Below are 22,219 nucleotides of genomic sequence, written 5' to 3' on the forward strand. Positions count from 1 at the left end.
TACCCGTCGTCGCCTTGGTAGGCCACTACCCCACCAACAAGCTGATAGGCCGCGAGTCCATCCCTGACCGAAAAAACTTTCCACGTCCATCCGATGCCGGAAGACGTCACATCCGGTATTAGACCCAGTTTCCCAGGCTTATCCCAGAGTCAGGGGCAGGTTACTCACGTGTTACTCACCCGTTCGCCGCTCGAGTACCCCGAAGGGCCTTTCCGCTCGACTTGCATGTGTTAAGCACGCCGCCAGCGTTCGTCCTGAGCCAGGATCAAACTCTCCAAAAGATGTCTTCAGAGAATTTTCCCGGCTGACATAATGTCAACCAAAGGAATCCGTCATCAAATGACGGGGTTGTGCATCATGCACTGGCTTTTAGCACACTGTTGAGTTCTCAAGAAACGGACTTGCTTTTTTCTTTGTGTCTTTATCTTCGCAGCGCTTCCGGTTAGTGTCAAATTCAGTGATTCGACATTTTCCTTTTCCCGCTGGAAGTGCTCCCTTTCGAGAGCAACCCGTCTAACTTACCCGAGCTCCGGGCGATGTCAAATCGCCCGGTTTCCCGGAGGAAGTTGTTGGGGACGCCTTGGGGATCTGATCGCCCCGGCTCTTCCGAGTCCGGGCCGCGCCGTCCCGCTTGGCGTAACAAGAACATTAGCACCTTGGCGGGGATGCCGCGACCCAGTTCGGCAACCCGGTAATCATTCCCTGGCCACGAAACCCTAAACCTGGGGCAACGAGGCAAGTTGAGCCTCAAGACGGGCGATGTCCTCGACCGCCTGGGCGGCCCGCGCACGGACCTTCGCGACTACGTCGTCGGGGGCCTTCGCCATGAACTGCTCGTTGCCGAGCTTGCCCGTGACCTGGGCCTGTTCCTTCTTCGCGACCGCGAGGTCCTTCTCCAGGCGCTTGCGCTCGGCCGCCACGTCGATGGCGCCGGCCGTGTCGATCTCGACGATGACCGTGCCCACCGCGAGGCGGGCGGTCGGGGTGAAAGTTTCTCCCGACGGGTCGAGCCTGAGGAGGGAACGGATGGCGTCTTCGTGGGCGGCGGTGGCCGTACCGGAGAGAGACAATCGGGCCGCGACCCGCTGACCGGGCTTGAGGCCCTGGTCGGAACGGAACCGGCGGACCTCGGTGACGAGGTTCTGGACCGCCTCGATCTCCGACTCGGCTCCCGGGTCGGCGAGAGCCGGGTCGTGCGCCGGCCACGGCGCGACCACGATCGACTCCTTGCCGGTGACCGCGCGCCACAGCTCCTCGGTGACGAACGGGATCAGCGGGTGGAGCAGGCGCAGCAGCGCGTCGAAGACGTGGCCGAGGACACGCTTGGTGTTCTCGGCGACCTGGCCGCCGCCGGCGATCTGGATCTTCGCGAGCTCCAGATACCAGTCGCAGACCTCGTCCCACGCAAAGTGGTAGAGCGAGTCGCTGATCTTGGCGAACTCGAAGTCGTCGAAGGCCGTGTCGACCAGCGACACCACCGAGTGCAGGCGCGACAGGATCCAGCGGTCGGCCGCGGTCAGCTCCTCGGGCAGGCCGTCGCTGACGGCGCCGTTCATGAGGGCGAACCGGGTTGCGTTCCAGATCTTGTTGCAGAAGTTGCGGGAGCCGGCCGCCCAGTCTTCGCTGATCGCCACGTCGGAGCCGGGGTTGGCGCCGCGCAGCAGGGTGAAGCGGGTGGCGTCGGCGCCGTAGCGCTCGATCCAGTCGAGGGGGTCGATGACGTTGCCGAACGACTTCGACATCTTCTTGCCGAACTGGTCGCGGACCATGCCGTGCAGCGCGACGGTCTTGAACGGCGGCTGCCCGTCCATGGCGTAGAGGCCGAACATCATCATTCTGGCGACCCAGAAGAAGAGGATGTCGTAGCCGGTGACCAGGACGGTCGTCGGATAGAACTTCTTGAGGTCGTCGGTCTGCTCGGGCCAGCCGAGCGTCGAGAACGGCCACAGGCCCGAGGAGAACCAGGTGTCGAGGACGTCGGGGTCCTGCGTGTAGCCCTCGGGGATCTCGTCGTCGGGGCCGACGCAGACGACCTCGCCCTCGGGGCCGTACCAGACCGGGATGCGGTGGCCCCACCACAGCTGGCGCGAGATGCACCAGTCGTGCATGTCGTCGACCCAGTCGAAGTAGCGCTTGGCCAGCTCCGGCGGGTGGATGCGGGTGCGGCCGTCGCGGACGGCGTCGCCCGCGGCCTTGGCCAGCGGCGAGACGTTGACGAACCACTGCAGCGACAGCCGGGGCTCGACCACGGTCTTGCAGCGCGAGCAGTGGCCGACGCTGTGGAGGTAGGGACGCTTCTCGGCGACGATCCGGCCCTCGGCGCGCAGCGCCGCGACGACCGCGGGGCGCGCCTCGAACCGGTCGAGCCCCTGGAAGGGCCCGTGGGCGGTGATGACGCCGCGTTCGTCCATGATCGCCAGGGACGGCAGGTCGTGGCGGCGGCCGATCTCGAAGTCGTTGGGGTCGTGGGCCGGGGTGACCTTCACGGCGCCGGTGCCGAACGCGGGGTCGACGTGGTCGTCGGCGACGATCGGGATGCGCCGGCCGGTCAGCGGCAGCTCGACCTCGCGGCCGATCAGATGGGCGTAGCGCTCGTCGGAGGGGTGGACCGCGACGGCGGTGTCGCCGAGCATGGTCTCGGCCCGGGTGGTCGCCACCACGATCGCGTCGTCGCCGTCGCCGTAGCGGATCGAGACGAGCTCGCCCTCGTCTTCCTGGTGCTCGACCTCGATGTCGGACAGCGCGGTCAGGCAGCGGGGGCACCAGTTGATGATGCGGTTGGCCCGGTAGATGAGGCCGTCGTCGAAGAGGCGCTTGAAGATCGTCTGGACGGCCCGAGACAGGCCCTCGTCCATCGTGAAGCGCTCGCGGGACCAGTCGACTCCGTCGCCGAGCTTCTTCATCTGGCCGAGGATGCGGCCGCCCGACTCCTCTTTCCACTGCCAGACCCGGTTGACGAAGGCCTCGCGGCCGAGGTCGTGGCGCGAGAGGCCGTCTTTGGCCAGCTCGCGCTCGACGACGTTCTGCGTCGCGATTCCGGCGTGGTCCATGCCGGGCAGCCAGAGAGTGGCGTTGCCCTGCATGCGGGCCCGGCGGGTCAGCACGTCTTGGATCGAGTGGTCGAGGGCGTGGCCCACATGGAGCGAGCCGGTCACGTTCGGCGGCGGGAGGACGATGCTGTACGGCTCTCGCCCGTCTACCGCGCTCGCTCCGAAGTGACCGGCCGCTACCCAGCGCTCGTAGCTGGGGGCCTCGACATCGGCAGGGGCATACTGGGTCGGCAGTTCAGGCGTCGTCACGAGAGCCAATTCTAGAAGCTCCCACCGAGCGCCCCGGCCCAATATGTGTTATGCGGACTTCTCTCGCGGGGTTCGCTGCTGCTTCAGCTGGTCGCGCGGGATCAGTGTCGGGTTGACGTGTTCGAGGACCGCCTCGCGGGTGATCACGACCCGGGCGACATCCTGTCGCGAGGGCACTTCGTACATCACCGAGAGGAGGACCTCCTCCAGGATCGCGCGCAGGCCACGGGCGCCGGTGCCGCGCAGGATCGCCTGGTCGGCGATGGCCTCGAGCGCGTCGTCGGAGAACTCCAGCTCCACGTTGTCGAGCTCGAACAGCCGCCGGTACTGCTTGACCAGCGCGTTGCGGGGCTCGGTGAGGATCTGGATCAGGGCCTCGCGGTCGAGGTTGTGGACGCTGGTGATGACCGGCAGACGGCCCACGAACTCGGGGATCATGCCGAACTTCAGCAGGTCTTCGGGCATCACGTCGCCGAAGATGTCGACCGAGTCGACCTCTTCCTTCGACCTGATGATCGCGTTGAAGCCGATGCCCTTCTTGCCCACCCGGGACTCGATGATCTTCTCGAGGCCCGCGAAGGCGCCACCGCAGATGAACAGCACGTTGGTGGTGTCGATCTGGATGAACTCCTGGTGGGGGTGCTTGCGGCCGCCCTGCGGAGGCACCGATGCGGTGGTGCCCTCCAGTATCTTCAGCAGCGCCTGCTGCACGCCCTCGCCGGAGACGTCGCGGGTGATCGACGGGTTCTCGCTCTTGCGGGCGATCTTGTCGACCTCGTCGATGTAGATGATGCCGGTCTCGGCCTTCTTGACGTCGTAGTCGGCGGCCTGGATCAGCTTCAGCAGGATGTTCTCGACGTCTTCGCCCACGTAGCCGGCCTCGGTGAGGGCGGTGGCGTCGGCGATGGCGAACGGCACGTTGAGCATCTTGGCCAGGGTCTGGGCCAGGAGCGTCTTGCCGGAGCCGGTGGGGCCGAGAAGGAGGATGTTGGACTTGGACAACTCGAGCCCGTCGTCACGGCCGCGCTCGCCGGACTGGACGCGCTTGTAGTGGTTGTAGACCGCGACGGAAAGGGCCTTCTTGGCCTTGTCCTGGCCGATCACGTAGGCGTCGAGGAACTCGTAGATCTCTCGAGGCTTGGGGAGGTTGTCCCACTTCAGCTCAGAGGACTCGGAGAGCTCCTCCTCGATGATCTCGTTGCAGAGCTCGATGCACTCATCGCAGATGTAGACGCCTGGTCCAGCGATGAGCTTCTTGACCTGCTTCTGGCTCTTGCCACAGAACGAGCATTTGAGCAGGTCTCCCCCGTCGCCGATGCGTGCCACCCCAGACTCTCCTTTGCGTGGGACCGCCCTGCTGCCGCGGTCCGGTCATTCGCGCCGGTCACTTCGGTGCGAAAACGTCATCCCGCTCAGGTTTCGACGTTACCGTCTTCCGGGCCCTAGGTGAGCCCCCTAGCGGTGAGTCGCACCGGAAGGTGCCCAATTGGGCACCGTTCCGGTGCACTTGCGACCTTCGATCTCTTACGAAGCGACGGAAGCCGTCTGGCGCTTACGCGACGGAATGATGTCGTCGACGATTCCGTAGGCCTTGGCCTCGTCGGCGCTGAGGATCTTGTCGCGCTCGATGTCGCGACGGACCTCGGCCGGCTCCTTGCGCGTGTGCTTGGCCACGATCTGCTCCAGAAGGTCCCGCATACGCAGGATCTCACGAGCCTGGATCTCGATGTCGGATCCCTGGCCGCCGCCCTCGGTGGAGGGCTGGTGGATCAGGACCCGGGCGTTCGGCAGGGCGAAGCGCTTGCCGGGCGTGCCGCCCGCGAGCAGCACCGCCGCGGCCGAGGCCGCCTGGCCCAGGCACACCGTCTGGATCTCCGGCCGGACGAACTGCATCGTGTCGTAGATCGCCGTCATGGCCGTGAAGGAGCCGCCGGGCGAGTTGATGTAGATGCTGATGTCACGGTCGGGGTCGAGCGACTCCAGCGTCAGGAGCTGGGCCATCACGTCGTTGGCCGACGCGTCGTCGATCTGCACGCCGAGGAAGATGATGCGGTCCTCGAACAGCTTGTTGTACGGGTTCATCTCCTTCACGCCGTAGGTCGTACGCTCGACGAACGAAGGGATGATGTAACGGCCGTTGATGTCACCCGGCCGGATCAGGTCACTCATGGACGCTCCCGTCATGAAACGGCGCCCTCGGAGGGCACCTGCCGCGCGCTGCGGATCACTTGGTCGATGAAGCCGTAGTCCTTGGCCTCGTCGGCCGTGAACCAGCGGTCGCGGTCGGAGTCGCGCTCGATCTGGTCGAGCGACTGGCCCGTGTGGTGGGCGATGCGCTCGGCCAGCGTCTTCTTGACGTAGAGCATCTGCTCGGCCTGGATCGCGATGTCGGCGGCGGTGCCGCCGATGCCTCCGGAAGGCTGGTGCATCATGATCCGGGCGTGGGGCAGGGCGAAACGCTTGCCCGGCGCCCCGGCGCACAGAAGGAACTGGCCCATGGAAGCGGCCAGGCCCATGCCCACCGTGCAGACGTCGTTCGGCACATACTCCATCATGTCGTAAATCGCCATGCCGGCCGTCACGGAACCGCCGGGGGAGTTGATGTACAGCCAGATGTCGCGGTTGGGATCGTCGGCGGCGAGCAGCAGGAGCTCGGCGCAGAGCCGGTTGGCGACCTCGTCATTGACCTGAGTGCCGAGCACCACGATTCGCTCACGCAGCAGACGCTGGTAGAGCTGGTCTTCAAGCCGGGCGGGGCCGTTCTCTCTGCCTCGCGACTCGGGCTCGAAGCCGATGGGCTGGAAGAAGGTCGGCGGGCTGGTCACAGCGTCACCTTCCGATGCGTCGTTATCGATTGGCTTTGCTCGACCCTAACGCGCGCCGCCTACAGCTCATGCCCCCTCACCCGGGTGTTCGCTGACGGCGCATGCTCCCCCACGCCCTGTTTGTACGGGTTTCGACCGCCCCATGACGTACCGAACCCATACAGACAGGCCCCCGGTGAAAACCGGGGGCCTGAAAGAGACTGCGGTGAGCCGTCGCCTACTCGGCGGAGGCGCCGGCCGGGGCCTGGGCGAGCCCCTCGGCCTCCTGCTCGGGGTTGAGCTCGGCGTAGATGGCCTTGAGGTCGACCTCGTTGCCCTCGGAGTCGACGACCTTGGCGGCGTCGCCCACGACCGACTTGGCCTTCTCGCGGACGATCTCCATCATCGCGAGGGTCAGCTGGTCGTTGTCGGCGAGGTGCTGGGCCAGCGTGTTCGGCGCGACGCCCATCTGGGCGGCGCGGCGCACCACGAACTGGGTCAGCTCCTCTTCGCTGACGCCGATGTCCTCCGCCTTGACGATCTTGTCGAGGACGAAGCCCATCTTCAGCGCCCGGGCGGAGTTGGCGTCGAACTCGGCGAAGCGCTCCTCCTCGGTCGTCTGGTAGAGGCGGAAGTATGCCTCGCGGCTCAGGCCGCTCTCGGCGATCTGGTGCTCGAGGTTGTGCTTGCGGGCGTCGACCTCGGCCTTGAGGGCGCTGTCGGGCAGCGGGATCTCGAGACCGCCGATGAGGGCGTCGACGGCCTTCTCACGGGCCTGGACGACCTGCTCGATCAGCTTGTTGCGGCGGACCTGCTCGCGGATGCTGTTCTTGAGCTCCTCGAGCGTGTCGAACTCGGAGGCCAGCTGCGCGAACTCGTCGTCGAGCTCGGGGAGGACCTTCTCCTTGACCGACTTGACGTTGATGATCACGTCGGCCTCTTCGCCGGCGTTCTCGCCGCCGACGAGCGTGGTGCGGAAGGTCTTCTCCTCGTCGGCCGACAGGCCCTCGAGCGCGGCGTCGAGGCCCTCGAGGACCGAACCGGCGCCGACCTCGTAGGAGACGTCGGCGGCCTGCTGCTCGTCGAGGTTGCGGCCGTCGATCTCGGCGCGCAGGTCCATGACGACGTAGTCGCCCTTGGTGGCCGCGCGCTCCACGCCGGTCAGCGTGGCGAAGCGCTGGCGCAGCGCGTCGAGCTGGGTGTCGACGTCGCCGTCGGCGACGGTCGCGGCGTCGACGGTGACCTCGGTGCCCGCGTAGTCGGGCAGGTCGAAGGTGGGACGGACGTCGACCTCGGCGGTGAACTCCACCTGCTGGCCGTCGTCGATCCGGGTGACCTCGATCTCGGGCTGGCTCACCGGGAAGAGATCGACCTCGTCGACGGCGCGGCCGTAGAGGCCGGGCAGCGCGTCGTTCAGGGTCTCCTCGAGCACGACCGCGCGGCCGAAGCGCTGCTCGATGATCCGGGCCGGAACCTTACCGGGGCGGAAGCCGGGGACGCGCACCTGCTGCGCGACCTTCTTGTAGGCGGCCTTCAGGCTCGGCTCGAGCTCCTCGAACGGCACCTCGACGGTGAGCTTCACCCGAGTGGGGCTGAGCTCCTCGACAGCGGTCTTCACGGGGTGGTCTCCTAAATAACAGCATCTGGTGATCGCGGGCGCGTCATGCACAGCTACCGCGGCACGTTACGCGCACCGCGCCCACGAAGAGGGCACATGGGCATGCTCCACTGCGGCGGGGTGTCCAGCGCCAAACTTCAGTCTAGAGCAGAGCAGCCCCCGCGAGTGACGCCTCAGAGTTCGCGCGAGATCTTTCTGAGAATGTCGACGGTCTCGCTCGGGGTGGTGGAGACCGCGCAGAGGCGTTCCATCACCTCGCTGTACTTGTCGACCTCGTCGCGTTTGTCGAGATAGAGGGCGCTGCCGAGCTGCTCGACGTAGACGATGTCGGGGAGCTCCGCCTCGGGGAAACGCAGGATGCTGAACGCGCCGCCCTCCGCGGCGTGTCCGCCGAAGTGGAAGGGCATCACCTGGATCGTGACATTCGTCTGGTCCATCAGCTCGATCAGGTGCTGGATCTGCCCGCGCATCACGTCGACGCCGCCGATCGGGCGGCGCAGCGCCGCCTCGTCGATGACGGCCCAGAAGGTGGGCGGGGTGGTGCGTTCGAGGACCTGGCGCTGGCGTTCGAGCCGCAGGTCGACCCGCCGGGCGATCTCTTCGGGGGCCGAGCCGACCGCGCCGGCCGTGATGACCGCGCGGGAGTACTCCTTGGTCTGCAGCAGGCCCGGCACGAACTGGACCTCGTAGGTCCGGATGCGGGCGGCCGCCTCTTCGAGGCCGACGTAGGCCTGGAACCAGCCGGGCAGGACGTCGCTGAAGCGGTGCCACCAGCCGGGCTCGTTGGCCTGCTTGACCAGTTCGAGGATGGGCTTGCGGGCGGCCTCTTCGGCCACGCCGTACATGGTGAGGAGGTCTTCGACGTCGCGTTCGCGGAAGCTGACGCGGCCGAGCTCCATGCGGCTGATCTTCGACTCGGAGCCGCGGATGAGGTGCCCCGCCTCGAAGCGCGAGATGCCGCGTTCTTCACGGAGTTTGCGCAGCTGGGTGCCGAGGAGGATGCGCAGCGCCGTGGGACCTTGTCCCGGTTGGGTACGTGTCACGGCGCCTCCCTTTCTGCTCGACTCGCCGGGGAAGGTCGAGCCGACACCCCCAGCCCACACAGTGTCACCACTTCCGGCCAGGAAGACAAGGCTTGGGTCCCCCGTCCATTTCACAATCGCTCAACGTTTTGGGCAAGTGCACAGGGCGCTTGCACGTGCATTTGGGTCTTGCAGGGGGCGGGCCCTTGTCCCATGATGGCCTAGTGCATATTGGGCCAAAGGTGCACTAGTTCTCAAATCTGGCGATCGGGAGGTGCGGGCAGGATGTTGGATAATCCCATATCCGCCCGCGATGTCGGGGTGGAGCGCCTGCTGCGCACCGCCCCCAAGTCCGACGCCGCCACCTGTCCGTTACGCCCCCTCGCGGACTCGGTGAAGACCGCACGCGATGTTACGCGATCGACGTTGCAGGGTTGGGGACTTTCGGAACTCACCGACGACGCCACCCTGGTCGTTTCGGAGCTGGTGACCAACGCCGTTCGTTACGCTCTGTATCCGGCGCGGGCGTTCACCGACCACCCGATCACCCTCATGCTGGTGCGCATCGCCCCCCACGTGATACTCGCCGTCGCCGACCCCAGCGACGAGGTGCCCACCCGCAAGGAGCCCGACTTCGTCTCGGAGAACGGGCGCGGCCTCTACATCGTGGAGACCTACAGCCAGGCGTGGGGCTGGGACCCGCTCGACGAGGGCGGCAAGGCCGTCTGGGCGATGTTCCGCACCGGAGCCTGACACTTCTCTTTCCGTCCGGCCACCCGCTTGGGTTGTGCGCCATAACGGGATGGTCTGGCGCTCCGTAATGGCGTCGACACTACGGAGCGGAACGTTGGCCGGCGAAAGTTTCAGCTCTCCAGCACGTAGAGCACGAACCCCTCGTCGTCGACGATGGTCCGGGTGAAGCCGAGCCGCTCCAGCAGCCTGACCGAGGCCGCGTTGCCGCCGTGGGGGTCGGCGTGGAGCGGCCTCACCTGCTCCTTCTCCAGGAACAGGGTCAGCGCGCGGGTGCCGACGCCGCTCCCCCAGAACTCGCGCCCCAGCCAGTAGCCCAGGAACCGCCGGTCGCCCTCCCACCACGCGATGACGTTGCCGGCGATCTGCCCGCCGACCTCGACGGTCTGCACGTGGTTGGCCTTGTCGGGGAAGATGTTCCGCCGCCAGTGGTTCAGGAACCTCTCGCGCTCGCGGGCGGGGAACCGGGAGCGGCGGGTGGCCTCCGGGTCCTGTTCCTGGGCGTGGAAGGTCTCCAGGTCGGAGTCTCTGACGTCTCTCAGGCGAACGTGCATTCGCAGGCGCGCGAGGTCGTCCACGTCCTTCTCCCTCCGGGGCAGGCCGGGCACCCAGACCGGCATCATCTCCTTGATCTCGATCTGCGCGGCCAGGCCGATGACGGGGCAGCTCAGGCCGTCGAGGCTGCCCGCGGGGGCGTCGAGCAGGCCCTCGGGCCAGCGTTCTCCCTTATATGGGCCGCCCGCGACGGTCAGGTCGCGGGCGAGCAGGGCGAAGCTGACCTCGACCCCGTCGCGGCCGAAATCGCGCTGCTGGTCGCGCGGCGGCCCCGGCTGCGGGACGAACCCGCGGGCGAGCAGGGCCGCTTCGAGCCGGTCGGCGTCGTCGGCCCAGGCGAACCAGTCGACGTCGACGTGGTCGCGGGTCACCTCGCCCAACGTGAAGTCCATCGCCCAGCCGCCCCGCAACCAGACGTCGAACCCCATTCCGGCGATCTCGGCGATCGCCGTCAACTGGCGCTCTCTCACCGGTAGCCCGTGGTGTCGGCCGGCTTTCCGGCGTCTTGCACCTCCACGACGTAACGCCAGGCGTCGGGGCTGCTGCCGTCGACGTCGGTGAAGCCGTAGACCTGGGCCAGCCCGCCGCTGGACAACGACGCGCCGTTCCACCGGGCCCGGCTGGGGTCGCGCACCAGCGCGGCCACGGCCCTGCCGACGTAGGCCGGCGACTCGGAGATCGCGAAGTGGGGCTCGTTCTCCAGGGCGTCGCGCCAGTTCTCCTCGCCGACGCCGAAGTGCTCCAGCATGAGTTCCGACCGCAACCAGCCGGGCGTCAGCGCGACGGCCGTGGCCCCTCTGGGCCCGAGCTCCTTGGACAACCCGAACGCCATGCGCAGCACCGAACTCTTCACCAGGTCGTAGAAGAAGGTGACGCGGTAGTTGACGGCGTTGTAGTCGGCCGTGCCGTCGGTCATCTCGACGACCAGGCCGCCCTCGTGCCGGAGCAGCAGCGGCAGGGCGTAGTGGCTGGTGATGATGTGGGTGTCGACGGCCAGCCGCAACATCCGCATGCCGTCGTCGAGGTCGTGCTCCCAGAGCGGCTTGTCCCAGCTGAACAGGTTCTCGGAACCCCAGATGTTGTTGACCAGGACGTCGAGCCGCCCCTGCTCCCGGTCGATGCGCTCGACGAGCGCCTTGACCTGGTCTCTGTCGAGGTGGTCGGCCTGGACGGCGATGCCGCGGCCGCCCGCCCGGGTGACGAGCTCGGCGGTCTCCTCGATGGTCTCGGGACGCTGGTATTCCGACTGCTGGTCACGGGTGGTGCGACCGGTGACGTAGACGGTCGCCCCGATCGCCCCCAGCTCGGCGGCGATTCCTCTTCCGGCCCCTCGGGTCGCGCCCGCGACGAGTGCGATGGTCATCCGTTCAGTCTGTCGGGCGGCACCGACAAAAACGGCCCGGCCTCCCGCCAGCCGGCGGCGAAACGTACACCTTCTTCTTGGAGCGCGGCCACGGCGGCGCGGTAGGGAGCCCTGGCGGCCAGGGCGTCGTTGACGAAGGGCACCAGCGTGACCGGGATGCCGAGCCCCGGGGCCTCGGCCAGCAGCCCCAGGGCATAGGTGTCAGTGATGCCGAGGGCGAACTTGTTGATCGTGTTGAACGTGGCCGGATAGACGACGATCGCGTCGGCCCGGGGCGGCTTGGGCTCGCTGGGGTGCCGGTAGTTCACCCGCACCTTTCTTCCGGTACGCCGTTCGAGCTCGGCCACGTCGACGAAGTCGACCGCCTTGGGGGTGGTGACGACCTGGACGGTCCAGTCTCTGGCCTGCGCCTCGGCGACCAGCTCGGGGAGGTCCCGGACGGGCCCGGCGGCGCAGACGATCACGTAGAGGTCCATGGGTCTCCCGGGTTAGCGTGCAGGCATGTCTGACCATATTGAGGTGCGCGTGACGGCCGGATCGGCGGAGGAGGCCGATCTCCTGGCCGAGACGGTGGTCGGGCGGCGCCACGCGGCCTGCGCCCAGATCGTGGGACCGATCACCTCCGTCTATTGGTGGGAGGGCGAGGTGAACCGGTCGCGGGAGTGGCTGGTGCTGTTCAAGACGACGGCGGAACGGTTCGGGGACCTGTCGGGGAGCGTGCGGGAGGTGCACTCGTACGACGTGCCGGAGATCGTCGCGGTGCCGGTGGCGATGGGGTCGGGCGACTATCTGGCGTGGGTGACGGCGGAGACCGGCAGCTGAATTCCAAATAAATCGGGCGAATTATGAATAGCGCTGGAAACCCTTAAATAAGGGGATGTCCCGGCGGGGCGCCGGTCACTCTGAATGCGTGAGACAAGCCATTCTCGCGGTCGATTTCGGCACCTGTTCTTCTTCGGCCGCACTCGTCGGTCCCGGGCGGGTGGAACTGGTGAAGGAGCCCGCGTCCGGGCTCTGGTCGTGGCCGTCGGTGGTGTGCCTGGCCGGTGACACCCTCCTCGTCGGCACCCTCGCCGACAACCGCAAGACCATCGTCGCGCCCGACCGGTTCCGCGACGAGTTCAAGCGCGAGCTGCGGTCCGACGCCCGCATCGACCTGGGCGGGCGGGTCGTCACCGCGTCGGAGCTGGTCATGACGATGATCCGGGCGCTCAAGGGTGAGGCCGAGCGGATCTCCGGGGGCCCGGTCGAGCGGGCCGTGCTGACCGTGCCGGCCTCCTACGGCGAGGGCGATCCCCGGCGGGCGCTGATGGTCAGGGCCGCCGAGGGCGCCGGGTTCGGGCTCGTCGAGCTGCTCGCCGAGCCGGTGGCCGCCGCGCTCGCGCCGCTGGCCGGGGCGCCGCCGGTGCCCGGCGACCTGCTGCTCGTGTACGACTTCGGCGGCGGCACCTTCGACTGCGCGCTGGTCAGGGTCGGGGAGCAGGGCGTCCACGAGATCCTCGGGCACGCCAGCCTCGACGACTGCGGGGGCGGCGACGTCGACGCGCTGCTCTACCACGAGCTGGTGGCGCAGCTCCCGTCCGGGCCGCCGCCGGGCCACCGGCACCAGGTTCTGGTGCGGGATCTGGCCAAACGCGTCAAACACCAGCTCAGCGACGTGAGCCCGGGGGAGGCGATCTTCGAACCGGCCGGGACGCTGCTCTCCCTGACCGCCGGGCGGCTGGCGGAACTGGTGGTGCCGGTGCTCGACCGGACCACCACCTGCTGCCTGGACCTGCTGAGGCGGTGCGGGGTCGCGCCCGAGCAGGTCACCTCGGTGGTCATGGTGGGCGGCAGCACCCGGATGCCGGTGATCACCGACGTCGTGATCCGCGCCTTCGGCCGCCCGCTGCGGCACACCCGCGACCCCGACCTGGCGGTCATCCAGGGGGCCGCCGTGTGGGCGGGGCTGGCGCACACCCGCACCTCGGCCGCCTCGCCTCCGGCCGCCGGGGAGGTGCCGTTGCGCTGGGAGATCCCGGGGCGGTGGGGGGTGCTGCAGAAGTGGCGGGTCGCCGAGGGCGACCTGGTCGAGGCGGGCGGCCTGCTGGGTTCGGTCCGCCTCCCGGATGGAGCGCTCCACGACCTGGCGTCGGGTGGAGAGGGGCCGATGACGGTTCAGGCGCTCCACTACGACGCGGGCACGGCGGTGACCTCCGACGACTGGCTCGTCACGGCCCGGCCGCGACCCGCCGAGCCCGTCTCGCCCCCGGGGAGGGTGCGGCACACCATCCAGGCGACGGACGAGGTCTCCCACCTCGAACTGGTCGAGGTCGACGGGCGTCTCGTGGTCGTCACCTCGGAGAACGAGCACGTGGTGATACGCGACGCCGAGACCGGCCGGCGGCTCCGCGACCTGCCGGTGGAGTCGGGCGTCACCGCCTTGGCGGTCCTGCCCGGTGACGGCGAGCCCGTCGTCGTCACCGGGGACGACGACGACTACGTGACGACGTGGCACGCCTCCACCGGGGAGAAGCTCGACGAGGTCGACTACGGCGCCACGATCACCGCGCTGGCCGTCTCCCTCGGCGCTGGAGGCCGCCACCTGGCCGTCGGAAACGCCGATGGCGAGCTCCGTGTCGAGGCCGTGACCGGCGGGGCGTTGTCGTGTCCGGCTCCCCTCTTCGAGGTCTCCGAGAGGATCAGGTCCCTGGCCTTCCTGGACGACCGGGTGGCCGTCGCCACCGGTGACGACGTCTCCACGATCGACCCGGACGACCCCGAGGAACCGGACCAGTACGACTACGACGAGGACGACGACCTCGACGTGGTGTCGGTCGCGGCCGCCGGCCTCGACGGCCGCCCGCTGCTCGCCGTCGCCGGGGACGACGACCGTCTGGTGCTCCGGTTCCCGCTGGAAGACCGGCACTACGCCTACCTCGACTGCGACGGCGACCAGCGGGCCGTCGCCTTCGGAACGCTCCAGGGGGCCATGGTCCTCGTCAGCGGGGGCGACGACGGGCGGCTCCGGGTGTGGGACGTGCGGCAGCGGAGGGTCCTGCACCTCTTCGAAGACCACAACGACTGGATCAACGCCGTCGCGATCGCGACCTGGAACGGCCGCACCTTCGTGGCCAGCGGCGGCGACGGCCAGCTCATCCAGATCTACGAGCTCGACTGAGGAGATGACCGACATGGCCGACAGACAACCCGATCTCCTGCGTACCGCCGGCGCGCTCATCTGGCGGGGCGACCCGAAGAACCCCCTGGTCGCCGTCATCAACCGGACCAAGAAGAACGACTGGTGCCTGCCCAAGGGCAAGCTCGACCCCGGTGAGCACCTCATCGCGGCGGGATTCCGGGAGGCCGTCGAGGAGACAGGGCTGAAGATGACCTTCGGCCGGTGGCTGACCACCGTGAAGTACCGCAAGAAGGGCTGGAAGCGGCGGACCGACTACTGGGCCGCGCACTCTCCCGAGGGCGACTTCGTGCAGAACAGCGAGGTCAACCGGCTCCATTGGAAGACGCTCGACGAGGCCGAACGGCTGCTGACGGAGTCGCGCGACGCGCCGGTGGTGCGCGCCTTCGAGGCCAGGACCGCCGTGACCAAGGTCCTGATCATGGCCGTCCACGGGACTCTTGAAGGCGGCGACGACGGCTGGCAGGGCAAGGGCCGGATCCGGCCGCTCGACGCTCGGGGTCTCTGGCAGGCCGACCGGCTGCACGGCGTCCTCAACGCCTACCGGCCCTCCTATGTCGTGGCCGGTCAGAGCGAACGTTGCCGGCAGACCCTCGGCCCCTACGCCACCGAGCAGGGCTTGGGCATCCGCAACGAGAAGCTGCTCACCAAGAAGGACTTCGAGCCGAACTGCGCGCTCCGGATGATCCACACGACGATGGAGGCCGGGGAGTGCGCGGTGGTCTGCGGGTACCGGCAGCCGGTGGAGGACACGCTGAAGCTGCTGCTGGCGGCCAGGAACGTCGACGACGAGAAGATCGAGTTGTTCCCCGGCGCCTTCGTGGTCGTCCACTACACCGAGAAGAAGATCATCAGTCTGGAGCGTTACCTGAACTGAGGTCAGTCGAAGGCCAGGTCGAGCCAGTCGCGCACCGGACGGCCCGGCACGTGGACCCAGCCGTCGAGGTACTCCCCCGTCTTCGTCACGACGCTGACGTAGCGGAAGCCCGCCGGGTCGAGGCCGGGGTAGCCGCCGGCGACCAGGTCGTCGTACAGGGGACCGGAGACGACGACCACCAGGTCGGCGGTGCTGTCGCGGACGACCTCGCGCACCTCGGCGGAGTCGAGGAGGCGGACCAGCCGGACCACGGCCTGGCCGGCGAAGCCCGCCACGGCCTCGTGGACGACGCCCTCGTGGAGGGCGAGCCGGAGTCGCCAGCGGTCGGCTCCGGCCTCGTTCTCCCCGGCCAGGCGGTCGGCGAGGGCGGTGATCAGGCGGCTGACGAAGCGGGGTTCGTCGAGGTCGGCGGGCATCAGGAAGACGCCGCCGTCGCCGTTGTACTGGCGGGTGCAGGCGTCGAGCGGCAGGCCGGCCTCGGCCCAGGCGTCGGTGAGGACGGCGTGCAGGGTCTGCTGGGCGGTGATGTGCCGCCAGTTGCCGCGGACGCTGTAGCCGACCAGGTCGGCGGCGGCGCACAACCGGCGCACGCCGACCGGGGCGCCGTCGAAGGGGTCGGCGGTCATTGGGCGCGTTTGGCCAGGCGGGCCGGGTCGAGGATGACGATGCGGCGGTATCCGGTGGACAGGATCTCCTCCTGGCGGAGTTCGCGGAGCACGGCTTCGACGCGGGGTTTGCTGGTGCCGGTCAGGGCCGCGAGGTCGGGCTGCGACAGCGCGAGCTCCACGGTGTCGCCGGGCCCGGGGATGCCGTGGGTGTCGGCCAGTTCGCGTAACACGCGGGCGACCCGCAGCTGGGCCGGGGCGCCGCTGAGGTCGATGCGGCTGCGGGTGGCGCTGCGCAGTTTGGCGCCGATCGCCGAGCTGATCGCGACGGCCGCCTCGGGGTGGCCGGTCATGAAGGTGCGCAGGACGTCGTGCCTGATCACGCGGGCGATCAGGGACGACGCCGCCGTGATGGTGGCCGATCGGGGGCGGCCGTCGAGGGCGGCCAGTTCGCCGATGAGGTCGCCGGCGCCCCGGATGGCGAGCAGGGCCACGCGGCCCGCCTCGGTGGTGCCGGTGACGCGGACGTACCCGCTGACGAGGAGGAAGGCGTGCCGGGTCTGCTCGCCCTCGTGCATCAGGACGGAGTCGGGGTCTTTGCCGATCTCGAAGCCGAGAGACAACAACCGGGTGCGGAGTGCGGGCGGCAGGGAGCCGAGCAGGCTGGCCGGCGGCCATCGATGCACGGAACCGAACACGTTCTCATTGTGCGCCCCGCCAACGCTGAAATCAGCATTTATCGGAGTGAATCGTGGACGACGACCTATTTGACTTTTGGGATGAACACCAAGAAATGCCGGATGACAATGAATGGCATCCCCAGCACCACTCCGACACCTGTGCCATCGCCGCTCAGGAAGGGGTGCTGGAGGACGTCGGCGGCGTCCGTCCTCCGGAGGAGGAGATGATCGGCGTCGCCGAGCGCGAGGGCTGGTACACCCCCGGCGGCGGCACCCCGATGCTCGACGTCGGGCGGCTGCTGGCCTATTACGGCCTGGAGGTGGCCCAGCACGTCCACGCCGATCTCGGGTCGCTGCACGACGCCCTCGGCCGGGGCGAGGGGGTGATCGTCGGGGTGCGGGCGGAGACGCTCGCCGACGAACCCGGCGACCTCGACCTGGCGGCGTGCTCGGGGATCCCCGGGCAGACGGCCGACCACGCCGTCCGCGTGGTCGGGTTCGAGGGCCGCGACGTCGTCCTGGACGACCCGGCGCGCGGGGTGGGCACGGTGCCGGTCGAGGTGTTCCTGGAATCGTGGCGCGGGTCGGGCAACTTCATGGTGACGGCGGCCGGGGGCCGGTCATGAGCGCCAGCCGCCTCGGCACGTTCATGTCGGCCGAACTGCGGGCGATGCCGCTGTTCCGCCAGTCGGTCCCGATGGAGTCGGGCCTCGGCTGGCCGATCCCCGTCCGCCACCGGCCGGCGTGGGACGGCTCGGCGGCCGGGGTGTTCGTCCGGATCCCGCTGTTCGGGTTCAGGGGGCGGCCCACGGGCGGCACCGACATCTATCCGTTCTTCGCCACCATCACCGTCGACTGGCGCACCCGGCGGGCCGTCGAGTACGCCGACCTGCGCTACACCCGGCCGTGGAAACCAGGGAACCGCGACCCCGCCGGGGTGTTCCCGCACGAGTCGCTGCGCGGCAGCAAGCGCGCCTACCTGGAGAAACGCGACGCCTTGCTGAGCCTGTACGACGAGATGCTCGACGGCATGCTGCACGACCGCCCGTTCGGGGCCGGCGACGAGTTCGGCCGGCTGCTGCGCGAGCTGCTCGAACCCCCGCTGGAGCACTACTACCGCGTGCTGGGCCCGGCGTTCTTCGGCCGCTTCCTCGGGCCGGAGGCCCCGTGACCGACGACGACCTCCCCTATGACGACGACGACCCCGAGTTCGCGCCCGCCGACGACGCGTGGGACGGCTGGGACGACCAGGACCCCGGCGACCTGTCGCACGCCGCCGCCTTCGACGAGATCAGGTTCGGTACCTCGCTCCCCCACCAGGGCCTGACCGAGGGCGGCGACACCGTCTCCTACTCCACCTCGTGGAACGAATACTACAACGACCGCACCGGCGAGCAGGTGACCCCGAAATGACCTACGAATCTCTCCGCGACGGCGTCCTCGCCCTCCTGGCCGACGTCGCGGCGATCTCGACCGGCACCACGACCACCCTCCTGGACGAGGCCGCCGCCCGCCTGCGCGACGGCAGGCTGCGCGTCCTGGTCTGCGGCGAGTTCAAGCGCGGCAAGTCCAGCCTGATCAACGCGCTGCTGGAGGAGCCCGATCTGCTGCCGGTCGACACCTTCTACGCGACGCGGGCGATCGTCTCCATCGCGTACGGCGAGACCGAGGTCGTCACCGCCCACACCGGTGACCAGGTGAAGCGGATCACCCGGGCCGAGCTGGCCGACCACGCGGCCGAGGGCGGCGCCGCCCGTGACACCTCCCTGGTGGAGATCCTGACCCCGAACCGGAAGCTGGCCTCCGGGCTGGTCCTGCTCGACAGCCCCGGCGTCGGCGGGGTGCTGCCCGACCACACGGCGGCCACGCTGAGCGCGCTGAACACGGCCGACGCGGTGATCTTCGTGACCGACACCTCCCAGCCGCTGATGGCCTCGGAGCTCGGCTTCCTCCGCACCGCCATGCGCTCGGCCCGCGCCACCGACGACGTGGACGCGCTGATCTGCGTCTGCACCCGCTTCGACAAGGGCGCCGACCGGCAGGAGCTGCTCGCGAACACGCGCGCGAAACTGGCCGACGTGACCGGCCGCGAGCCGGTCCTGATCCCGGTCTCCAGCGTGGCCCGGCAGCGTTACCTCGCCAAGGGGCACGACGACGACCGGCGGCTGGCCAACTTCGACGAACTCGAACGGGTGTTGTGGGCGACGCTGGCCCGCCGCCGCGTGAGGGCGATGCTCGGAGACGGGCTGCGGGCGGCGGCTGACGGCGTACAGGCCGCGTTGGGACCGGTGGACACCGAGATCGCCGCGCTGGACGCGGCCGACCAGGCCGAGCGGGACCGGATCAGACGGGACCTGGAGACGGCCCGCGCCCGCAAGGACACGCTGCGCCACGGCCGCGACTGGCGTGACCGGCTGAGGCGCGACCTCGACGACGCCGCGCGGCGGCTGCGGGCCACGGCCGACGGCTGGCTCGACGAGGTGTGGGACCGGTTCGAGCAGGACTTCCTCTTCGACGCGTCGCTGACCGGCGACCCGGAAGGGCTCGTCGGCCGGCTCACCGCGGAGTGCGCGGCCGTGACGACCCGGGTCAACCGCGCCGCGGAGCAGGAGGCGGCCCGGCTCCTGGCGGAGTTCACCACCCGGCACGGCATCGGCCTCGGCCACGGGCTGACCGGGACGATCGCGATCCCGTCACTGGACCGCCTGCGCGCCGGCCGCGACCGCGCCATGGCCGACCGTCCCGGCATCGCCCTGCCCGTCATGCGGGGCAGCTCTTTCGGCGCGGCGATCGGCGCCTCGATCGGCAGCGCGATCGTGCCCGGCCTCGGCACCCTGATCGGCGGCGTCATCGGCGCCTGCGCGGGCGCCTTCCGCGAGGTGAAGAGCCGCGCCTTCCAGGACAACCGCCTGGTCAGGGAGAACCTGCGGGCGGAACTCAAACCGGCTCACCGGACCGTCTCCCGCGAACTCGGCAACGGGATCACCGACGCCTTCCGCGACCTGGCGCGAGAGGCCGCCGACGACCTGACCGCCCGCCTCACCCAGGAGATCGAGTCGGCCTCCGAGAGCATCGCCTCGCTCGAACGCGCCTCCCGGACCACGGGAGAGCAGGGCAAGGCCAGAAGGGCGGAGCTCCAGGAGGCCCGTGGACGCCTGCTGTCGCTCGACGCGCGGGTCCGCCACCTGTCCAACGGCGTGTCGGCCCTGGCCGGGGCCCCCGCCGAGCCCGACGACTCCTGGGCCGACGAATGAGAGAACTGCGCGCCTCGGTGACCACCTCCTTCGAACGGGCCCGGCTGGCCCTGGGCGACCATCCGGCTCTCGATCCGGTACGCCGCTCGCTCGACGACCAGGTGTCGAAGCTGCGCGCGCCGATGACGGTGGCCCTGGTCGGCCGGGTCAGCTGCGGCAAGTCGACGCTGGTCAACGCCCTGCTCGGCGGCTACCGGGTGCCGACGGGCGTCAACGAGCTGACCTTCAACATCGCGATCCTCCGCCACGGCGCCGTGCCCGGCCTGACCGTCCACTACGACGACGGCCGGCCTCCCGAAAGTCACGACCTCCACGAGCTGGAGGCCCTGGTCGGCCGGCAGGCCAAGGACCTCAAGGGCATCTCCCACCTGGAGGTCGTCGCCGACCTCGACCAGCTCAGATCCTTCGACCTCGTCGACACGGTGGGCCTGGACGCCCACTTCGGCGACGAGTCGGGCAAGACGCTCGACTTCCTGGGGCGGACGGGCGCGGACGTGCGGTCGTCGTCCCTGACCCACGCGGCCCGCGCCGACGCCGTCGTGCTGGCCTTCGCCCGCGGCCTGAACCTCGACGACACCGCCCTGCTGGCCGACTTCAGCGGCCTGGACGTCGCCGGCCTCGGCCCCCTCAACGCGGTGGGGGTGCTGAACAAGGTCGAGATGGGCTGGAGCGCCGACCGCCCCGACCCGTTCCGGGACGCCGACCGGGTGGCCGCCCGCCTGATGTCCGCGCCGGGCGTGCGGAACACGATGCTGACGATCCTCCCGGTGGCCGGCCTGATGGCCTCGGCCGCCGGAAGCTGCACCGAGACGGACTTCGCCGACCTGACCACGCTCAGCCGCCTGGACCCCGTCGAACTGGCCGAGCGGATCGACCGCGGCGAGATCTTCTTCGAGTACGCGGACCTCGACGTCCCCGGCCCCCGGCGGGCCGACCTGGTGCGGCGCTTCAGCGAGTTCGGCGTGGTGACGGCCTGCGGCCTGATCAGGGACGGCGCCGACCTGCCGGCGCTCCGCTCGGAACTCGCCAACCGGTCACGGCTGACCGCCCTGCGGACGTTGCTGCTCGACCACTTCGGCCGCCGGGCCGACGTGATCAAGACGACCGGCGCCCTGGCATGGCTGCGCACCCTGCGCCCGGCAGGCCTCCCGGCGCGGGCCGAACTGGCCTACGGACGGGCGCTGGCCGAACTCGCCCACATGGAGGCGCGGGAGAGCGTGGCGCTGGAACAGCTCAAGGTCCTGCGGGACGGATACGAGGGACGGCTCGGGCTGTCGCCGGAGGACCTGGAGGAGTCCCGGCGCGTGCTCGGCGAGTACGGCGACGCCGACCCGCCCGCGGACGTGGGCGACCGGGTCAGACACTGGAGCGAGCTGGCATTCCATCCCGGGTTCGACGTGGCGACCCGGAACGCGGCGCGGGTGGTGCGGGCGGCCTTCAGTCAGCGCGGCCGGCGCCAGTAGGCGAGGTGCCCGCTCGCGCTCTGGACGACGCGGGGTTCGGACTCGTCCTGGGGCCAGATCTGCAGCAGGTAGCGGTCGATGACCTCCCGCGAGGTGTCGGCCTCGGCCGCCTGGTCCATGTTCTGGGCGTGGTAGCGCAGCCGGTACCAGCCCGGCCCGGCCGGCAGCTCGGGGAGTTCGTGGACGTCGCCGCCGCCCCATTCGTGCAGCTCGAACCGTCCGGCCTCGGACTCGATGCTGATCTCGACGATGTCCTCGTAGCCGGTCTCCGGGCCCGGGTCGTCCGCCGCCACCGCGACGGAGAAGCCGACGGTGCCGGTGTGCAGGCCCGTGATCAGGAAGGCGTCGCCGTCTTCGACGCGGATGATGCCGACGGGGTGGGTGGGGTGGTCGTCGAGCATCCCGTCGGGGCCCATGGCGTCGTCGGTGGCGTCGACCAGATAGGCCTGCCAGTAGTGGACGTGGAGGCCGAAGGACACGGTCTGGGTGGTGGTCATGGTGGCGGAGCCTACGATCACGCACCGACGAATCCCGATCGGGCGACGTGAATTCGTAAATCACGAAGGCCAGGCATCCCACCCGGGATGACCTGGCCTTTCGAAGTGGAGCGGACGACGGGAATCGAACCCGCGTAGCCAGTTTGGAAGACTGGGGCTCTACCATTGAGCTACGTCCGCGCGCGCCGGTCGGCATCTGGTCTAGACTTCTCCCGGCCGTCAATGCGTAAGCGTACCGGAGATCTCGGGGCGTC

21 protein-coding genes, 1 tRNA gene and 1 rRNA gene are annotated in these 22,219 nt (G+C 69.2%); 9 read left to right on the forward strand and 14 right to left on the reverse strand.

Annotated elements, in window-relative coordinates; translation table 11 throughout:
• From AW274_RS37785 to AW274_RS37815, 7 genes are all read right to left on the reverse strand, one after another.
• Window positions 1-281 (reverse strand): 16S ribosomal RNA (locus tag AW274_RS37785); the annotation flags it as partial.
• A 435-nt stretch (window positions 282-716) separates the two neighbouring features.
• A complete protein-coding gene (locus AW274_RS37790) occupies window positions 717-3,299 on the reverse strand; it encodes a valine--tRNA ligase (protein WP_439648812.1) in 2,583 nt (860 codons plus the stop codon).
• Between the two features lie 48 nt (window positions 3,300-3,347).
• Window positions 3,348-4,625: an ATP-dependent Clp protease ATP-binding subunit ClpX gene (gene clpX, locus AW274_RS37795; protein ID WP_030456815.1), complete on the reverse strand. Its 1,278-nt coding sequence runs from the start codon at window positions 4,623-4,625 to the stop codon at window positions 3,348-3,350.
• Between the two features lie 198 nt (window positions 4,626-4,823).
• Entirely contained in the window at window positions 4,824-5,468 is a 645-nt protein-coding gene (locus AW274_RS37800) for an ATP-dependent Clp protease proteolytic subunit (protein WP_062443779.1), read from the reverse strand.
• Between the two features lie 11 nt (window positions 5,469-5,479).
• The gene (locus AW274_RS37805) at window positions 5,480-6,124 is read right to left on the reverse strand and encodes a ClpP family protease (protein ID WP_083975497.1); all 645 of its coding nucleotides are present in this window, start codon (window positions 6,122-6,124) and stop codon (window positions 5,480-5,482) included.
• A 217-nt stretch (window positions 6,125-6,341) separates the two neighbouring features.
• Window positions 6,342-7,721 carry a trigger factor gene (gene tig, locus AW274_RS37810; protein WP_062443782.1) on the reverse strand — a complete coding sequence of 460 codons (1,380 nt, stop codon included), beginning with the start codon at window positions 7,719-7,721 and terminating at the stop codon, window positions 6,342-6,344.
• Window positions 7,722-7,894: 173 nt separating this feature from the next.
• Complete coding sequence (locus AW274_RS37815) at window positions 7,895-8,764, reverse strand: Sco1979 family transcriptional regulator (RefSeq protein WP_062443783.1); 870 nt, start codon at window positions 8,762-8,764, stop codon at window positions 7,895-7,897.
• A 264-nt stretch (window positions 8,765-9,028) separates the two neighbouring features.
• Here AW274_RS37815 and AW274_RS37820 point away from each other — a divergent pair, with 264 nt between their 5' ends.
• Window positions 9,029-9,496, forward strand: coding sequence for an ATP-binding protein (locus AW274_RS37820; protein WP_062443785.1), 468 nt, complete (start codon window positions 9,029-9,031; stop codon window positions 9,494-9,496).
• A 110-nt stretch (window positions 9,497-9,606) separates the two neighbouring features.
• On the opposite strand, the gene AW274_RS39915 is transcribed toward AW274_RS37820, so the two are convergent.
• The 3 genes from AW274_RS39915 to AW274_RS37840 are packed head-to-tail and all read right to left on the reverse strand — an operon-like array spanning window position 9,607 to window position 11,887.
• Window positions 9,607-10,503 (reverse strand): GNAT family N-acetyltransferase, encoded by an 897-nt coding sequence (locus AW274_RS39915; protein WP_232320690.1) that lies wholly within the window; start codon window positions 10,501-10,503, stop codon window positions 9,607-9,609.
• Between the two features lie 11 nt (window positions 10,504-10,514).
• Entirely contained in the window at window positions 10,515-11,411 is an 897-nt protein-coding gene (locus AW274_RS37835) for an SDR family oxidoreductase (protein WP_062443787.1), read from the reverse strand.
• Complete coding sequence (locus AW274_RS37840) at window positions 11,408-11,887, reverse strand: flavoprotein (protein ID WP_062443789.1); 480 nt, start codon at window positions 11,885-11,887, stop codon at window positions 11,408-11,410. The genes AW274_RS37835 and AW274_RS37840 overlap by 4 nt, the downstream gene beginning before the upstream one ends.
• A 25-nt stretch (window positions 11,888-11,912) precedes the next feature.
• Here AW274_RS37840 and cutA point away from each other — a divergent pair, with 25 nt between their 5' ends.
• The 3 genes from cutA (at window position 11,913) to AW274_RS37855 (ending at window position 15,466) form a co-directional block, all read left to right on the forward strand.
• Window positions 11,913-12,233, forward strand: coding sequence for a divalent-cation tolerance protein CutA (cutA, locus tag AW274_RS37845; RefSeq protein ID WP_062443792.1), 321 nt, complete (start codon window positions 11,913-11,915; stop codon window positions 12,231-12,233).
• A gap of 88 nt (window positions 12,234-12,321) precedes the next feature.
• Window positions 12,322-14,571 (forward strand): Hsp70 family protein, encoded by a 2,250-nt coding sequence (locus AW274_RS37850; RefSeq protein WP_198169601.1) that lies wholly within the window; start codon window positions 12,322-12,324, stop codon window positions 14,569-14,571.
• A 13-nt stretch (window positions 14,572-14,584) separates the two neighbouring features.
• A complete protein-coding gene (locus tag AW274_RS37855; RefSeq protein WP_198169602.1) occupies window positions 14,585-15,466 on the forward strand; it encodes an NUDIX domain-containing protein in 882 nt (293 codons plus the stop codon).
• 2 nt (window positions 15,467-15,468) lie between these two features.
• Here the strand turns inward: AW274_RS37855 and AW274_RS37860 are convergent, their stop codons facing one another.
• Together AW274_RS37860 and AW274_RS37865 are read right to left on the reverse strand one after the other, a co-directional pair.
• Window positions 15,469-16,092 (reverse strand): hypothetical protein, encoded by a 624-nt coding sequence (locus AW274_RS37860; RefSeq protein WP_062443801.1) that lies wholly within the window; start codon window positions 16,090-16,092, stop codon window positions 15,469-15,471.
• Window positions 16,089-16,769, reverse strand: a complete 681-nt coding sequence (locus AW274_RS37865; protein ID WP_062443805.1) for a Crp/Fnr family transcriptional regulator — start codon at window positions 16,767-16,769, stop codon at window positions 16,089-16,091. Before AW274_RS37865 ends, AW274_RS37860 begins: the two co-directional genes overlap by 4 nt.
• A gap of 95 nt (window positions 16,770-16,864) precedes the next feature.
• Here AW274_RS37865 and AW274_RS37870 point away from each other — a divergent pair, with 95 nt between their 5' ends.
• From AW274_RS37870 to AW274_RS37890, 5 genes are read left to right on the forward strand one after another with little or no spacing between them, the layout of a single operon-like run.
• Entirely contained in the window at window positions 16,865-17,377 is a 513-nt protein-coding gene (locus AW274_RS37870) for a cysteine peptidase family C39 domain-containing protein (protein WP_157520942.1), read from the forward strand.
• Window positions 17,374-17,922 (forward strand): hypothetical protein, encoded by a 549-nt coding sequence (locus tag AW274_RS37875; RefSeq protein ID WP_062443811.1) that lies wholly within the window; start codon window positions 17,374-17,376, stop codon window positions 17,920-17,922. The genes AW274_RS37870 and AW274_RS37875 overlap by 4 nt, the downstream gene beginning before the upstream one ends.
• Window positions 17,919-18,164 carry a hypothetical protein gene (locus tag AW274_RS37880; RefSeq protein WP_062443815.1) on the forward strand — a complete coding sequence of 82 codons (246 nt, stop codon included), beginning with the start codon at window positions 17,919-17,921 and terminating at the stop codon, window positions 18,162-18,164. The genes AW274_RS37875 and AW274_RS37880 overlap by 4 nt, the downstream gene beginning before the upstream one ends.
• Window positions 18,161-20,005 (forward strand): dynamin family protein, encoded by a 1,845-nt coding sequence (locus AW274_RS37885; RefSeq protein WP_062443818.1) that lies wholly within the window; start codon window positions 18,161-18,163, stop codon window positions 20,003-20,005. The genes AW274_RS37880 and AW274_RS37885 overlap by 4 nt, the downstream gene beginning before the upstream one ends.
• On the forward strand, window positions 20,002-21,468 hold the full coding sequence (locus AW274_RS37890; RefSeq protein ID WP_062443822.1) for a dynamin family protein: 1,467 nt from the start codon (window positions 20,002-20,004) through the stop codon (window positions 21,466-21,468). The genes AW274_RS37885 and AW274_RS37890 overlap by 4 nt, the downstream gene beginning before the upstream one ends.
• On the opposite strand, the gene AW274_RS37895 is transcribed toward AW274_RS37890, so the two are convergent.
• Entirely contained in the window at window positions 21,447-21,965 is a 519-nt protein-coding gene (locus AW274_RS37895) for a hypothetical protein (RefSeq protein ID WP_062443825.1), read from the reverse strand. The two genes, AW274_RS37890 and AW274_RS37895, sit on opposite strands and share 22 nt — an antisense overlap.
• Window positions 21,966-22,071: 106 nt before the next feature.
• A tRNA-Gly gene (locus tag AW274_RS37900) sits at window positions 22,072-22,145 on the reverse strand.
• Window positions 22,146-22,219 lie beyond the last annotated feature (74 nt).

This window comes from Herbidospora daliensis (assembly GCF_001570585.1).
Classification (GTDB): domain Bacteria; phylum Actinomycetota; class Actinomycetes; order Streptosporangiales; family Streptosporangiaceae; genus Herbidospora; species Herbidospora daliensis.

Coding starts and splice junctions, on each gene's coding strand:
- AW274_RS37895 (WP_062443825.1), bottom strand. CDS start 21,965: ATGACCACCACCCAGACCGTGTCCTTCGGCCTCCACGTCCACTACTGG.
- AW274_RS37855 (WP_198169602.1), top strand. CDS start 14,585: ATGGCCGACAGACAACCCGATCTCCTGCGTACCGCCGGCGCGCTCATC.
- AW274_RS37860 (WP_062443801.1), bottom strand. CDS start 16,092: ATGACCGCCGACCCCTTCGACGGCGCCCCGGTCGGCGTGCGCCGGTTG.
- AW274_RS37835 (WP_062443787.1), bottom strand. CDS start 11,411: ATGACCATCGCACTCGTCGCGGGCGCGACCCGAGGGGCCGGAAGAGGA.
- cutA (WP_062443792.1), top strand. CDS start 11,913: ATGTCTGACCATATTGAGGTGCGCGTGACGGCCGGATCGGCGGAGGAG.
- AW274_RS37890 (WP_062443822.1), top strand. CDS start 20,002: ATGAGAGAACTGCGCGCCTCGGTGACCACCTCCTTCGAACGGGCCCGG.
- AW274_RS37840 (WP_062443789.1), bottom strand. CDS start 11,887: ATGGACCTCTACGTGATCGTCTGCGCCGCCGGGCCCGTCCGGGACCTC.
- AW274_RS37885 (WP_062443818.1), top strand. CDS start 18,161: ATGACCTACGAATCTCTCCGCGACGGCGTCCTCGCCCTCCTGGCCGAC.
- AW274_RS37820 (WP_062443785.1), top strand. CDS start 9,029: ATGTTGGATAATCCCATATCCGCCCGCGATGTCGGGGTGGAGCGCCTG.
- AW274_RS37870 (WP_157520942.1), top strand. CDS start 16,865: ATGCCGGATGACAATGAATGGCATCCCCAGCACCACTCCGACACCTGT.
- AW274_RS37875 (WP_062443811.1), top strand. CDS start 17,374: ATGAGCGCCAGCCGCCTCGGCACGTTCATGTCGGCCGAACTGCGGGCG.
- AW274_RS37800 (WP_062443779.1), bottom strand. CDS start 5,468: ATGAGTGACCTGATCCGGCCGGGTGACATCAACGGCCGTTACATCATC.